This window comes from Geodermatophilus sp. URMC 63 (assembly GCF_053502565.1).
On sequence record NZ_CP199956.1, the window covers coordinates 1,787,855 to 1,802,842 of the forward strand.

Sequence of the window (14,988 nt, forward strand, 5' to 3'; positions counted from 1 at the left end):
TTCGACACGCCGCAGTCCCGGTCCCTCCTGGTCGACCAGTGCGTCCACTACGTCCCGGCGACACGGACCCGCGACCTGCGCCACGTCGTCACCAACGTGCCCCGCGCGGCAAAGCTGCTCCTCCGCCGACGACCGGATGCGGTCATCAGCACGGGTGCGGGCGTGGCGCTGTCCTTCCTGCCACTCGCCCGTACCCTGGGCATCCCTGCTCACTACGTCGAGAGCGCGACCCGCCTCGACGGCCCCTCGTCGACGGGGCGGCTCCTCGCCGCGGTCCCTGGCCTGCGGACCTACACCCAGGACGCGCGGTGGGCCGATGAGCGGTGGGTCCACCGTGGCTCCGTCCTCGACAGGTTCGCGGGTGTCCGACCGGTGCCCGCACGACCTGTCCGTCGGGTGGTGGTGGTGCTTGGGACGAACCCCTACGGCTTCCGTCGGGTGTTGGAGCGTCTCATCGCCATCCTGCCGCCCGAGGTCGAGGTCCTGTGGCAGACCGGCGTGACCGACACGACCGGGTTGCCGATCCGGGCGCGCGCGGCCGTACCGGCTCGCGAACTGCACGAGGCCATGAGCCGGGCGGACGTCGTCATCGCCCACGCGGGGATGGGAGCGGCGCTCGCGGCTCTCGAGGTCGGCCGCGCACCCGTACTCGTACCGCGTCGCGCCCAGCGCGGTGAGCAGATCGATGACCACCAGGAGGTCCTCGGGGCGGCCCTGGCAGCTCGTGGGCTGGCGATCGTGGTGGACGCGGATGACCTGGCGGGCGAGGTCCTCACGGCCGCGGCTGCCCTCCGGGCCGTGACCCGTCCCGACCCACCCGCGTTCGTGCTGGCTGAGACGCACTGACCAGGGTGCCCGCCGGGCGACCTCCTCCGTTCGGGTGGACGCCACGACCGCCGGCCGCATCCTGCCGTGGGCGCTCAGCGCGCCGTCAGCCGCCAGACTCACCTGCTCGGGTGAACACCCACCAGGACACGCGGTGGGGTCAGCAGAAGAAGCGGTAGAGGGCTGCACCGGCCCGAGCGGTGACGGGGTCGGGCACGGAGGGATCGGTCAGCAGCTCGGTCACGACGCGCAACGTCTGCTCGACCTCGGCGGAGCGGCCGAGTGGTGGTCCGCCGGCGTTCAGCAGGTGGATGCGGCGCTCGACACTGGCCCACTTGCGCTTGTACGCGCACAGCCCCGGCTGGTCGAGGTCGGACAGGCCCCAGTCCAGTGCCCGCAGTCCCCGCTCGTGGGCCCACCGGATCAGGTGCCAGTGGATCGCGTCGTTGGGCCGCAGCGGCAGGAACTCGGCCATCGAGGCTCCGAACTTGTAGTAGACCGTGTCCTGCCAGACCAGGTAGACCGCTCCGGCGACCGGCTGTCCCTCGACGAGGGCGAGGACCGTCCGGATGCCGTCCGACGGTGCGAACGCCGTCCAGACCCGGTCGAAGAAGTCCAGCGGCTGGGCCAGCAGCCGGTACTTGCGCTTCCGGAGCCCGACGTGCAGCCGGTGGTACTCGGCGACCGCCTCCCGGTCGGGATGGATCACCACCTCGACCCCGCTCCGTTCCGCCGTGGCGATGTTGCGCCGGGTCTGGGACGCGAACGCCCGGTGCAGTTCCTCCAGCGTCCGGTCCAGCGGCGTCATGTGCCAGGCCGTCGTCCCCACGGTGGTGAAGCGCGGGTCGTCCACGACAGCGGACGTGTCCAGGCAGCGCAGGCTGAAGGGCAGGTCCCCGGCGAACGCGTCGGACGCCGTCTCCGCCCAGACGGCGTCATCGGTCAGGATCGGGTCGGCTCGGTCGGAGAAGGGCAGCGCCAGTCGACGCCGGCCGCGCACGTCCCGCACGTCGACCCAGGCCAGGCCGCCGACCGGCCGGCCGGTCGGTGCGACGGCGACCCGCGCCGTCGGCTGGAAGCCGTACGTGTCACTGACGGCGCCGATCCACGGTGGCGAGGTGAACAGGGAGGCCCCGGCCCCGCAGGCCAGCTCGGCCCAGAGCGGGTCCGTGCGGGGGTCGACGGCGTGCACCGTGCTCACGGTCTCAGTCCCGGTCCCGGGGCGGGTGGTCCTCCGCGTGTCACCGTGCACCGTCACCGCGCAGCATCGAGGGGATCGTCCGCAGCAGGATCGAGAGGTCCCGGGTCAGCCGCCGGTCCCGCACGTAGGCCAGGTCGAACTCGAGCATGTCCAGCGTGCCGAGAGTCGTGCGTCCGTTGACCTGCCACAGCCCGGTCAACCCCGGACGGACGCTGAAGCGGTCGGCGTAGCGCGCGGGGAACATGTCGGCCTCCCAGGGCAGGCAGGGCCGCGGGCCGACCAGCGACATGTCCCCGCGCACCACGTTGAACAGCTGCGGGAGCTCGTCGAGGCTGGTCCGGCGCAGGAACGCCCCGCAGCGCGTGACGCGCGGGTCGTCGTGGACCTTGGTGCTCCCGCCGTGCGCCGTGTCCTCACCCCGCAGTTCCGCCTCGATCAGCCGGCGGTGCACGAGGTCGTCGCAGTCGACGCGCATGGAGCGGAACTTGTAGAGGACGAAGGGCCGGCGGTGGAGGCCGACCCGCTCCTGCCGGAGCAGCGCCGGGCCAGGGCTGCCCCGCCGGACCCACGCGCCGATCGCCAGCAGCAGCGGTGACAGCAGGACCAGTGCGAGCGCCGCGAGCACCACGTCGACCACCCGGCGGACCACCCGCTCGCCCGCCGGGTCCTGGCGCTGCCCACCGCTCCCCGCGGTCGGCAGCGCCCCTCCGGCGACCGTCGTGTGCGGGCAGCAGCCCGCACACGACGGTCCTCGACGACGGCCCCGGCACGTACCGGCACGGCCACCGTCATCGGTGGTACCTCCCGCGGCAGGCGACCGGGCACAGGAGCTCCGTGCGCGTCGATACCCCTGGACGCCGGTCACGGCTCGACCACCGCGGCGAGGACCTCACTCACCCGGTCCACCTGCGCGTGGGTCGCGGTGGGGGACATCGGCAGCGACAGGATGTGCTCAGCCGCCCGTTCCGCCACCGGCAGGCTGCCCTCGGCGAACTCCGCGTACGCCGGCTGCCGGTGACAGGGCACGGGGTAGTGCAGTCCCCAGCCGATGCCGGCCGCATCCAGCGCAGCGGTCGCCGCAGCCCGGTCGGGGACCTGGACGACGGCGAGGTGGTGGACGGACTCGGCCTGCGGGTGCTGGGCCAGAGGGACACAGCCGGCGGGTAGACGCTCCCGGTATCGCTGCACCAGTGAGCGCCTGCGGTCGTTGTCCTCGTCGAGCCGACCCAGCTTGATCGCCAACAAGGCGGCCTGCAGGCTGTCCAGCCGGCTGTTGCGGCCGCGCACCTCGTGCAGGTACCGGCCGCTGTGCGCCCGCCCGTGATCGGCCAGCTGACGGATCCGCCGCACGAGCGCCTCGTCGCCGGACGTGACGGCACCGCCGTCCCCCAGCGCCCCGAGGTTCTTCCCCGGGTAGAAGCTGAAGGCGGCGGCGACCCCGACGCTCCCGGCACGGCGCCCGCCGAAGCGGGCGCCGTGCGCCTGGGCGGCGTCCTCGACCAGCGCCAGGCCGTGCCGCGTCACCACGGGGGCCAGGCGGTCGAGGTCGACCATCTGCCCGAACAGGTGCACCGCCATGACCGCCGCCGTCCGCGGCCCGATGGCAGCGGCGACCGCGTCGGGGTCGATCTCCAACGTGTCCGGGAGCACGTCGACGAACCGGGGGCGCGCGCCCACGGCGCAGACCGCCTCGGCGGTGGCGACGAACGTGTTGGCGGGGACGATCACCTCGTCACCCGGACCGATGCCCAGTGCGGCGAGGACGAGCTCGAGCGCGTCGGTCCCATTGGCCACCCCGACGCAGTGGCCTGCCTCGCAGTACTCGGCGAACCTCTCCTCGAAGGTCTCCACCTCCGGTCCGCCGATGAAGCGTCCGTGGGTCACGATGCGCTCCCAGCATCGGTCCAGGTCCTCACGGACGAGGTCGGTGACGCCCCGGACGTCGAGGAAGGGGATCGGCGTGGCGGTCAGCACGTCCGTCACCGTGGCGAGGGCAGCGGACGGCGAGCGACCTGCGGCGGGATGCCGAGGGCGCCGGGTGTCGCCGCCTCCGCGGACACGGGCACGCCGCCGCCCACGGTCACGTCGGCCAACCGGTCGGTCGAGGCCAGCACGCGCACCACCTCAAGACCACGCTCCCCGGGGGTGTCCGGCCGCCTCCCCGTGCGGATGCACTCGACGAAGTGCTGGTCCTGGAGGAGGAGCGGCTCCTGGAACGGGATGTACGGGGAGACGATGTCCCCGGTGCGGTACGTCACCGGGAGGGCGTGCGCCTCCGCTGGGTCGTCGATGTCCTGCACGTCGACGCCGATGTCGTAGATGCGGATGCGCTCGTTGTCCGACATGTCGTCGTAGACGGCCATCTTCTTCTCCCCGACCACGGTGACCCGGCGGACCTTGTTCGGGGTCAGCCAGCTGACGTGGACGTAGGCGCGGGTCTGCGACCGGGGGAAGTCGAAGCGCAGGTAGGCGACGTCGGCGTGCTGCCGGCTGATGTGGCTGTGTGCCCACACCGTCGCGCAGGACGGCATCTCGCCGAGGACGTAGGACACGATCGAGATGTCGTGCGGGGCGAGGTCCCAGATGACGTTGACGTCGCTCTGGTACCGGCCGAGGCTCAGCCGGGCGGTGTCGACGTAGAGGATCCGTCCCAGTGCGCCGGACTGCACGAGCTCCCGGAGCTTCCACACGGCGGCGTTGTACTCGAAGGTGTGCCCGACCATCAGCTGGACGCCCTGGCGCGCCGCGGTCTGGACGAGCAGCTCGGCGTCCTCGACGGAGGTGGCGAGCGGCTTCTCCACGAGCACGTGCTTGCCGGTCTCCAGCGCGCGCAGGGCGATCCCCGCGTGACTGCCCGGCGGTGTGGCGACGACGACCGCATCGACCTCGCTGAGGACGTCGTCCAGCCGTGGCGCCATGCCGGCGGACGGGTGGTGGGCGGCAGCCTCCACGAGCCGGAGCGGATGGCCGTCGACGACGGTCACGTCCACTCCGGGGACGCTGCTGAGGACGCGGACGTGCTTCGAACCCCAATAGCCGTAGCCGACAACGGCGACGCGGACGCGGCCGGAGGCGGCGCGGGGCTCGGGGTGGGCTGCCGGGCGGGGGGTGATGAGGTGGATGCCGAGGTCGGATCGGTGGGACGGAGAAGGCGTGATCTGCCTCATGTCACAAGTCCTTGAATGTGTGCCCGCTGGTACGGGCGGTGGGGTGAGCTCGGAGGGAGGAGCAGCAGTAGTCGGGGGGAGCCGGCTCGGCCGGCTCGGGTGAGGAGGTGGACACGTCGATCGGGACGAGCGCGGGTGCACCTCAGCCGGGGCGGGACTCCGGAGCGCTGGGCCGGTTGAGCGCCCGGTCGCCGATGCCGGATCCGAAGCGGGCAGTGGCCTGCGCGGTCGAGGTCAGGACGGGGTCGGTCGTCACGGCGACGTCGTCACCGGGGTCGGAGCCACCCCCGGAGCCGCCACAGGTCGAGGAACCGCTCACCGAGCCCAGCGGAGCAGCAACGGGCGGCAGCGCGGGGACAGGAGGTGAGGGCAAGGGCAGCGGTTGCGGTGTCTCGATGGGGAGGGACGTCGCGCCCACGGCCGTCGGGGCCGGACCACCGAGGCGTGCAGCACCACCGGCGTCACCGTTCGGACCAGGTGCTGGGGCGCTGTCCGGGTCGGTGGAGCAGACGGCGATCCCCGCCGGTGTGAGCCGCAGGACGCCGTAGGCCGCCATGGTGTTCGCCGGATCCGCGCTCTGTCGCGCCTCGGCAGGGACCGCGGTCGCGGTGTGGGGCACGGCGGCCGACTGCGTGCCGGTGCCGGTGCCGGGGGTGGGACCGATGGTGAGAGCGGTTGCCGCTGAGGTGGTGTTGCCCTTGGTGGTGGCCGGCGGTGGTGCGACGCCGGTGTGGCTGTCAGCCGATTCGGCAACTGCCGAGGCTGCACCGTTGCCCTTCCTGGTGGTGGTGACGCTGGTGGGCTGGGCGGCGGGTGGGGTGGCCGACGAGGCGGCTCCGGTGTCGGCATTGGCGCTCAGGCCGGCGCCGACGTCACCGCCGCCGGTTCTGACGATCGACTGGGTGACCGGCGGGGCAGTGGCGGTCTTGCCGTTGGCGGACGCGTCGGCCGGCGGGGCGGTGGTGCCGCCGGTGAGGGTCGGCTCGGTGACCTGCAGGGCGGTGGTGAGTTTGCTGCTGCCAGGCGCGGTGACTGGCGGGACGTCGTTGTCGCTGCCGGTGGCGGTGGTCGGCGAAGTGTCGTGATCAGGCGCGGTAGCGGGCGATGTGCCGTTGCCGCTGCCGGGCGTGGTGGCCGGCGGACCATCGGTGTCGGTGCTGTTCAGCGGCTCGATGACCGGTGGGACGCCGGTGTTGTTGCCGTTGCCGGGCGGGGCGACCGATGGAGTGTCGTTGTTGGTGCCGTTGCCGTTGCCGTTGCCGTTGGCCGACGGCGCGTTGCTGTTAGAGCCCGCCGGCGGAGTGGCCGGCGGGGTGGTGTTGCCGGTGCCGGGCGGGGTGGCGTTGCCGTTGGCCGGCGGGGTGGCGTTGCCGCCGGTGCCGGGCGGGGTGCCGGTGCCGTTGGCGGGCGGGGTGGCGTTGCCGTTGCCGTTGCCGTTGCCGTTGGCGGGCGGGGTGCCGGTGCCGTTGGCGGGCGGGGTGCCGGTGCCGTTGGCGGGCGGGGTGCCGGTGCCGTTGCCGGTGGCGGGCGGGGTGGCGTTGCCGTTGCCGGTGGCGGGCGGGGTGGCGTTGCCGTTGCCGGTGGCGGGCGGGGTGGCGTTGCCGTTGCCGGTGGCGGGCGGGGTGGCGTTGCCGTTGCCGTTGGCGGGCGGGGTGGCGTTGCCGTTGGCCGGCGGAGTGCCGACGGCGTTGCCATTGCCGTTGGCGGGCGGGGTGCCGTTGCCGCCGGTGCCGGGCGGGGTGCCGGTGCCGTTGGCGGGCGGGGTGGCGTTGCCGTTGGCCGGCGGGGTGGCGTTGCCGTTGGCCGGCGGGGTGGCGTTGCCGCCGGTGCCGGGCGGGGTGCCGGTGCCGTTGGCGGGCGGGGTGGCGTTGCCGGTGCCGTTGGCGGGCGGGGTGGCGTTGCCGTTGCCGTTGGCGGGCGGGGTGCCGGTGCCGTTGGCGGGCGGGGTGGCGTTGCCGTTGCCGGGCGGGGTGGCCGGCGGAGTGCCGACGGCGTTGCCATTGCCGTTGCCGTTGCCGGGCGGGGTGGCGTTGCCGTTGGCCGGCGGAGTGCCGACGGCGTTGCCGTTGCCGTTGGCGGGCGGGGTGGCGTTGCCGTTGCCGTTGGCGGGCGGGGTGGCGTTGCCGTTGGCCGGCGGAGTGCCGACGGCGTTGCCATTGCCGTTGGCGGGCGGGGTGCCGTTGCCGTTGCCGTTGGCGGGCGGGGTGGTGTTGCCGGTGCCGGGCGGGGTGCCGGTGCCGTTGCCGTTGGCGGGCGGGGTGGCGTTGCCGTTGCCGTTGCCGTTGCCGGGCGGGGTGCCGTTGCCGTTGCCGTTGGCCGGCGGGGTGGCGTTGCCGCCGGTGCCGGGCGGGGTGCCGGTGCCGTTGGCGGGCGGGGTGGCGTTGCCGTTGGCCGGCGGGGTGGCGTTGCCGCCGGTGCCGGGCGGGGTGCCGGTGCCGTTGGCGGGCGGGGTGGCGTTGCCGTTGCCGTTGGCGGGCGGGGTGCCGGTGCCGTTGCCGTTGGCGGGCGGGGTGCCGTTGCCGTTGGCGGGCGGGGTGGCGTTGCCGTTGCCGGGCGGGGTGGCCGGCGGAGTGCCGACGGCGTTGCCATTGCCGTTGCCGTTGCCGGGCGGGGTGGCGTTGCCGTTGGCCGGCGGAGTGCCGACGGCGTTGCCATTGCCGTTGGCGGGCGGGGTGGCGTTGCCGTTGCCGTTGGCGGGCGGGGTGGCGTTGCCGTTGCCGTTGGCGGGCGGGGTGCCGGTGCCGTTGCCGTTGGCGGGCGGGGTGGCGACGGCGTTGCCGTTGCCGTTGCCGTTGGCGGGCGGGGTGCCGTTGCCGTTGCCGTTGGCGGGCGGGGTGGCGTTGCCGTTGGCGGGCGGGGTGCCGGTGCCGTTGGCGGGCGGGGTGCCGTTGCCGTTGGCGGGCGGGGTGGCGTTGCCGTTGCCGTTGGCGGGCGGGGTGCCGGTGCCGTTGCCGTTGGCGGGCGGGGTGGCGACGGCGTTGCCGTTGCCGTTGCCGTTGGCGGGCGGGGTGGCGTTGCCGTTGGCCGGCGGGGTGGCGTTGCCGCCGGTGCCGGGCGGGGTGCCGGTGCCGTTGGCGGGCGGGGTGGCGTTGCCGTTGCCGTTGGCGGGCGGGGTGCCGGTGCCGTTGCCGTTGGCGGGCGGGGTGCCGTTGCCGTTGGCGGGCGGGGTGGCGTTGCCGTTGCCGGGCGGGGTGGCCGGCGGAGTGCCGACGGCGTTGCCATTGCCGTTGGTGGACGGCGCCTCGCTGGTAGGGTCCGCCGGCGGGGTGGCCGGCGGAGTGCCGACGGCGTTGCCATTGCCGTTGGTGGACGGCGCCTCGCTGGTGGGGTCCGCCGGCGGGGTGGCCGGCGGAGTGCCGACGGCGTTGCCGGTGCCGTTGGCGGGCGGGGTGGCGTTGCCGTTGCCGTTGGCGGGCGGGGTGGCGACGGCGTTGCCGTTGCCGTTGGCGGGCGGGGTGGCGTTGCCGTTGGCCGGCGGGGTGGCGTTGCCGCCGGTGCCGGGCGGGGTGGCGTTGCCGTTGGCCGGCGGGGTGGCGTTGGCGGGCGGGGTGGCGTTGGCGGGCGGGGTTGCATCGCCAGGCGGAGTGGCGGGCGGAGTGTCGTTGGCGGGCGAGGTGGCCGGTGGCGCGGCGTTGCCGTTGGCCGCCGGGGTGACCGGCGGAGTGTCGGTGCTGACGCCCGGAGTCGCTGGTCCAGCGTCCCCACTCGCGTCACCAACCAGCGTCGGTGCATCCGGAACGGGAGCCGACGGCTCCGGGGACGGCTCGAGCTCCGTGGTCTCCGGAGCGGGGGATGAGGTCTGCGGGACGCTCGTCACCGCGGCCGGCTGTCCCGCGTCGGCGTCGGCCTCTGGGGTCGGCTCCTCAGCAGCGGTCTCCGTCGGAGCCGCCGCCTGGGTCGTGGGCGAGGTCGCCTGGGTAGTGGGCGAGGTCGGGAGGACCTCCGGCTCGCCTGTGTCGGCGTGCGCCCGACCGGCCAGGGCGAGCACCAGCACCCACAGGGCAGCCGCGAGGATGACGGTCACGAGCAGGTGACGTCGCGACGGCGCACGGGAGGGCTGGTCGCCCGGTGAGCGCGCGCCGTCCATCCGAGACGCGCTGTACGGCAAGGCTCGTGTAACGGGGAAGACCACGGAAGGACGACGGGCGCCACGGAGGCCTGGCACCGCGGTGCCCGACGGTCTCCCCCGTGTGTCCCCGTCCAAAGCGAGCCCCCTACATCACCGCGCCGGTGCGGACCCAACTGGGCCACACACGATCACTCGCGGTTGCGTGAAGGGCACCCTTGAGGAAGGTCCTTCGAGCTTCAACCCCTCGGCGTGGCATGCGGAACGCGCCGAGAGGACTGACGGCTCGGCACTACTCTTCGTGAGTGATCCTGAGAGGAGTGACGTGTCCTCAAAGGTCATGGCCTCGTCGCATCTCCACCGATGACGGGGATTTTCACTCTGCGTGAGAAAGCCATGTCAACGCGCAATTTGCCGACTGACCCTCGATCCTCGTTCGTGCCCCGGACCAGGCGAGGTGGCCACAGCCGGTGTCCACCGGCCTGCCACCACTCTCGCTCCGTGGTCCGACGCCTGGGTGCTGCCGACACGGGCGACAGCCGTCCCCACCCGCCGCGGCGCCTGTGCCGGAGGGTCGTGGACCGGTCAGGCGCTGGGGCTCCTGGGCGAGGTGACGCGCACGGACGGGTGCCTCTGTGAGCCGCGCGGGGTGAGCGCACCGACGCGCTGCTCGCCGCCGCCAGTAGCCTCGGCGGTCCGTCCAGGCCGGCGCTCCGGCCGGCACAGGAGAGGAGGTGGGTCGGGTCACGCCCGGCCCACGGTCCATGCTCGCCTTGCTGCGTGACCACCGTGAGACCGCTCGCGTCCGGCTGCGGCCGGAGGTCTGGGACTATTACGAGGCCGGGTCAGGCGAGGAGGTGACCCTCGGCGAGGCGACGGCCGGCTGGCGCGGGTACCGCCTGCGGCCGCGGGTGCTCCGCGACGTCTCCACCGTCGACCTCACCACCGAGCTGCTCGGGACGACCGTGCGCTCGCCGTTCGCCGTTGCGCCGGTGGCCTTCCACGCGCTGGCCCACCCGGACGCCGAGTGCGCCACCGTCCGCGGGGCAGGCGACGCCGGCTGCCTGACGGTCGTCTCCACGCGGGCCTCGCGGACCATCGAGGACATCGCCGCCGCGGCGACCGGCCCCTGGTGGTTCCAGGCCTACCTCATGCGCGACCGCGGCCTCACCGAGGCGCTCGTGCAGCGGGCGGCCGCGGCCGGTGCCCGCGCCGTCGTCCTCACCGTCGACACTCCCTATGTGGGGCGCAAGCACCGGGTGGACGGTGTCCGCATCGCCGTGCCCGACGACGAGTACCTGGTGAACCTGGCGCAGCACCTGGTCCCGGGCGCCGTGGGTCGGGAGTCCGCGGAGCAGGACCCCTCCGCGACCCCCGACGTCATCGGCCGGCTGGCCGAGGTCGGCGGCCTGCCGGTCCTGGTCAAGGGCGTGCTCCGCGGCGACGAGGCGCTGCGCTGCGTCGAGGCGGGGGCGGCGGGGGTCGTCGTCTCCACCCACGGCGGCCGCCAGCTCGACCGGGCCGTGGCCAGCGCGCAGGCGCTCCCCGACGTCCTGGACGCCGTCGGCGGGCGGGTGCCCGTGCTCGTCGACGGCGGCATCCGCACCGGCACGGACGCCCTCGTGGCCCTGGCCCTGGGCGCCGACGCCGTCCTCGTCGGCCGGCCGGTGCTGTGGGCGCTGGCCGCCGGTGGGGCGCAGGCCGTGCGCGACGGTCTCGACGCCCTGGCCGAGGACCTCGCGCACGTCCTGGCCGTCGCCGGCGCCGCCCGCCCGGCCGACCTCGACCCCAGCACGGTCACGACCGGCTGAGGACCGGGCCGGCCGGGGGCCTCAGCGGGACGACGATGCCTGCAGCGCCTCGTCGAGACGGGCCGCCAGCTCCGGCGTGTGCTCGCCGCTGAGCAGGACGTGGTGCGACCCGGGGATCTCGACGACCCGCAGATCGCGCACGTTCCGGCGCCAGAGGTAGAGCAGGTTCGCGATCACCGGCACGCGGAACCGGGCCCGGAAGTAGGTGACCGGCCCGTCGTAGGGCTCCCACTCGTAGGCGTTGAACACCCGGTAGGCAGTGGCGAACGTCCGCGCCTCCTCGTCCGGCGGGGCCGAGCGCCCGAGCCGGCGGCGCAGCACCCCGGCGACGGTGTCCTCCACCATCCCGGGCACCACCAGCGCGATCCACCAGGCGAGGGTGCGCAGCACCCGGGACACCCGCGAGAGCCGGCCGAACGGCGGCTCGGTGTCGATCAGGCCGAGGAACGTGACCGAGCGGCCGGCCGCGGTGAGCTGGCGGGCCATCTCGTAGGCCACCAGACCGCCGAAGGAGTACCCGGCCAGCCGGACGTCCCCGTCGGGCACCGTCTCCTCGACCGTGGCCACCAGCGGCGTGGCGATGTCCACGATCGTGATGCCCTCACGGGTGGCGATCTGCGGGTCCGAGGTCAGGCCGTAGACCGGCGCCGGGGTCTGCAGGGCGTCGACCATCGAGCGGTAGATGTCGACGTCGCCGAGGTAGCCGTGCACCAGGAACAGGGGAGCGGTCCCCGGCTCCCCCGGACGCAGGACCTCCACGGGGGAGTCGTGGGTGGCCGGGGCGGTCACCGCCCTGGTGACCCCCGCCACCGACGGGTCGACGAGGAGGTCCTCCAGCAGCAGCGGCCGGTGCAGCTCCATGCGCAGCCGCCGCATCAGCGTCATCGTCTGGCGCGACGTGCCGCCGGCGTCGAAGAAGTCCGCGTCGTCGGGCACGGGCGCCCCGAGCACGTCCGCGAACACGCGCGCGACGACGGCGTGCACGCCGTCGCCCTCCGCGTCGTCGGCCACCGCCGCGGCCCGGGCCGCCTCGGCGGAACGCGCGGCGGCGGCGATCGACTCCAGGGCCCCGGGGTTCTTCAGCGCCGCGACGTTGCGGACCGGCTCGCCGTCGAGCACCGCGCGCGCGGCGCTCTCGGAGCGCTTGCCGTTGTGGGTCAGCGGGATCTCGTCGACCGCCAGGATCACCGAGGGCACGTGCGCGGGTGACCCCTCCCGGCGCAGCGTGGCCCGGATCCGCCGGCTCAGCGCGTCGTCGAGGAGGTGGTCCCGCTGCAGCACCACGAGCAGGGCCAGGCGGCTGCTGCCCGGCGCGGCCGGGTCGCGGGTCTCGACCGCCATCGCGTCGGCCACGCCCGGCACGGTGCGCACGATCGTGTAGATCTCCGACGGGCCGATCCGGACGCCGTTGACGTTGAGGACGCCGTCGGAGCGGCCGTGCAACCGGGACGACCCGTCCGCGTCGATCTCGATGCGGTCACCGTGGGTCCACACGCCGGGGTGCTGGGCGAAGTAGGCGGCCCGGAAGCGCTCGCCGTCGGGGTCCTGCAGGAACCGGACGGGACGGGAGGGGAACGGGTTGCGGCAGACCAGCTCGCCCACCTCGCCGAGGACCGGGCGCTCCTGGTCGTCCAGGGCGGCCACGTCCAGGCCCAGGCTGATCGACTGGCAGCGCCCCGGCCGCACCGGGACCTCCGGGTGGCCGAGCACGAAGCAGCCCACGATGTCGGTGCCCCCGGAGATCGACTGGACCGGCACCGGCCCCACGTGCTCGGTCACCCAGGCGAACTGCCAGTCGTGCAGGACCGCGCCGGTGGACAGGACGGCCCGGACCGCGCCCAGGTCGACGGCGTCCTCCGGTGCGTAGCCCTCGTCCTCGCACAGCTGCAGGTAGGCCGGGCTGGTGCCGAAGACGGTGACCCCGTGCCGGGCCACGAGGTGCCACAGCGTCTTCGGGCCGCTGACGGCGCCGTCGTAGACGACGACGTGCGCGCCGACGGACAGGGCCGAGAGCTGCCAGTTCCACATCATCCAGGCCGTGGTGGTGTGGAAGTAGAGCGTGTCGCTCGGCCGCAGGTCGACGTGCAGGCGGTGCTCCTTGACGTGCTCGAGGAGCGAGCCGCCCACCCCGTGCACCATGGCCTTCGGCGGCCCGGTCGTCCCCGAGGAGAACAGCACCCATAGCGGGGCGTCGAACGCCTGCCGCGGCCACTCCGGCCCGGGGTCGTCGGCGGGGACGGTCGACAGGAGGTCGGCGAGGCGGGACACCTCCGGCCCGGGCACCTGCGGCAGCGGCAGGTCGTCGAGCAGCAGGACCCGCCGGACCGTGGGCAGGCCCGCCAGCAGCTCGGCCAGGTCCTCGTCGGCGACCCCCATCCCGGCCGGCCCGCCCCGGTCGATCACCGCGGTGGTCGCGCCGACCTGCCCGAACCGCCCCAGCAGCGTGCTGACGCCCATGTCCGGGGTGGCGGTCGACAGCGCCGCACCCAGGCCCGCCACGGCGAGTGCGGCCACGGCGACCCGGCCGTTGTTGGCGGCCACCGCCAGCACCGTGTCCCCGGCCCGCACCCCCGCTGCGGCCAGCGCTCGTGAGGTCCGGCGGACGGCCGTGCGCAGCTCCCCCCGCGAGAGCTGCTCGAACGAGCCGTCGCCGTGCACGGAGGTCAGCGCCGGCGCGCCGTCGTCCACCCCGGGGAGCGGGCGCAGCAGGTTCTCGGCGTAGTTGAGCCGGACGTCGGGGAAGAAGCGCGCGGTCCGCACGTCGCCGTCGGTGGTGACCGTCTCGGCGGAGCCCTCCCACGCGAGGTCGGCCCAGTCGAGGAAGGTGCGCCAGAACTCGCGGGAGGACGCCACGGACCAGGCGTGCAGCGCGGCCGCCGTGGGCAGCCCGCGACCGGCGACCGCCTCGCAGCGGGTCCGGAAGTCGGCGAGCTGGGACGGCGGCGCCGCTGTGCGCACCTCGTCCCGCGCCGTGACGGGCAGGGTCATCGACAACCTCCAGGTGACAGCACCACGGGATCGAGCAGGTCCGGGTCGACCGCGACCCCGACGGCGAGAGCGGCCACGTACCCGGCGGGGACCGGGATCGGCGACAGGTGCAGAGCGCCGACCCGGCCGCGCTCGGCGACCGGTGTCACGACGTCAACGGGCAGCCGGCGGATCCCGGTTCCCCGTGCCTTGAGCACGGCCTCCTTGTGCGTCCACGCGCGCGTGACCGCGGTGGGCCGGTCCCCGTCGGCCAGCCGGGCGAGCCGGGCGAGCTCGACGGCGGACAGCCAGCCCTCCTCGGCGGCGTCGCGGACGTCCTCGTCGCGGTGGCGCTGCACGTCGACCCCGACGGCGCGGTCCCGGGCCACCGCCACCAGCGCCAGGTCGCCGCTGGCCGAGCAGGAGAAGCGGAGCCCGTCGCCGGGCAGGACGGGGCGGCCGCGGTCGCTGTGCAGCGGGACGTCGGCCGGCGGCGTCCCGAGCAGACCGCCGAGCACGCGACGCAGGCCGGCGCGGACCAGGACGCGACGCCGGCGCACCGCGGGGGCGCCGCGGTCGGCGCGCGCCCGCTCGTCGCCGCTCAGGCAGGCGGCCTCGGCCGCGACGTCCCACCCCGGATCGGACAGGTCGATGGACCGGACGAGCACCGCAGGACGCACGCCGACGCGGCCGGACGCCCCCTCGCCGCCGAAATCCACCTGTGCTCCTGTCACGCTGCGTACACGCCACGGTCGTGCGAGCCGTGGAGTCCCCAAGCTATGACGCTCCGGGACGACTGCCAAGTGTGGGCGTCTCTGTTCCGCTGTCACTCCCCGTGACATCCCCCGGAGGGAGGAGGCGCCGGAGCGGGCGACGCGGACGCGGCGTCCGAGGACGTCGACCGCGGGCTGCCGGACGCCTGACGCGTCGTGCGGGCACGATCGGGTGAGG

Annotated in this window: 9 protein-coding genes; 2 read left to right on the forward strand and 7 right to left on the reverse strand. The window is 74.7% G+C overall.

Going from position 1 to position 14,988, the window contains the following annotated elements:
- The first annotated feature begins 162 nt into the window (after positions 1-162).
- On the forward strand, positions 163-846 hold the full coding sequence (locus ACWIZO_RS08660; protein ID WP_448642080.1) for a glycosyltransferase: 684 nt from the start codon (positions 163-165) through the stop codon (positions 844-846).
- 139 nt (positions 847-985) lie between these two features.
- On the opposite strand, the gene ACWIZO_RS08665 is transcribed toward ACWIZO_RS08660, so the two are convergent.
- The 5 genes from ACWIZO_RS08665 to ACWIZO_RS08685 form a co-directional block, all read right to left on the reverse strand.
- On the reverse strand, positions 986-2,026 hold the full coding sequence (locus tag ACWIZO_RS08665; protein WP_448642081.1) for a lipid II:glycine glycyltransferase FemX: 1,041 nt from the start codon (positions 2,024-2,026) through the stop codon (positions 986-988).
- A gap of 40 nt (positions 2,027-2,066) precedes the next feature.
- The gene (locus tag ACWIZO_RS08670) at positions 2,067-2,675 is read right to left on the reverse strand and encodes a sugar transferase (RefSeq protein WP_448642082.1); all 609 of its coding nucleotides are present in this window, start codon (positions 2,673-2,675) and stop codon (positions 2,067-2,069) included.
- 212 nt (positions 2,676-2,887) lie between these two features.
- Positions 2,888-4,009: a DegT/DnrJ/EryC1/StrS family aminotransferase gene (locus tag ACWIZO_RS08675; RefSeq protein ID WP_448642083.1), complete on the reverse strand. Its 1,122-nt coding sequence runs from the start codon at positions 4,007-4,009 to the stop codon at positions 2,888-2,890.
- Complete coding sequence (locus tag ACWIZO_RS08680) at positions 4,006-5,193, reverse strand: Gfo/Idh/MocA family protein (protein WP_448642084.1); 1,188 nt, start codon at positions 5,191-5,193, stop codon at positions 4,006-4,008. Before ACWIZO_RS08680 ends, ACWIZO_RS08675 begins: the two co-directional genes overlap by 4 nt.
- A gap of 142 nt (positions 5,194-5,335) precedes the next feature.
- Entirely contained in the window at positions 5,336-9,217 is a 3,882-nt protein-coding gene (locus ACWIZO_RS08685) for a hypothetical protein (protein WP_448642085.1), read from the reverse strand.
- Positions 9,218-10,023: 806 nt separating this feature from the next.
- Here ACWIZO_RS08685 and ACWIZO_RS08690 point away from each other — a divergent pair.
- Positions 10,024-11,070: an alpha-hydroxy acid oxidase gene (locus tag ACWIZO_RS08690; protein ID WP_448642086.1), complete on the forward strand. Its 1,047-nt coding sequence runs from the start codon at positions 10,024-10,026 to the stop codon at positions 11,068-11,070.
- 21 nt (positions 11,071-11,091) lie between these two features.
- Here ACWIZO_RS08690 and ACWIZO_RS08695 read toward each other — a convergent pair whose 3' ends face one another.
- The gene (locus tag ACWIZO_RS08695) at positions 11,092-14,058 is read right to left on the reverse strand and encodes an acetoacetate--CoA ligase (RefSeq protein ID WP_448642087.1); all 2,967 of its coding nucleotides are present in this window, start codon (positions 14,056-14,058) and stop codon (positions 11,092-11,094) included.
- A complete protein-coding gene (locus tag ACWIZO_RS08700) occupies positions 14,055-14,756 on the reverse strand; it encodes a 4'-phosphopantetheinyl transferase family protein (protein WP_448642088.1) in 702 nt (233 codons plus the stop codon). Before ACWIZO_RS08700 ends, ACWIZO_RS08695 begins: the two co-directional genes overlap by 4 nt.
- Positions 14,757-14,988 lie beyond the last annotated feature (232 nt).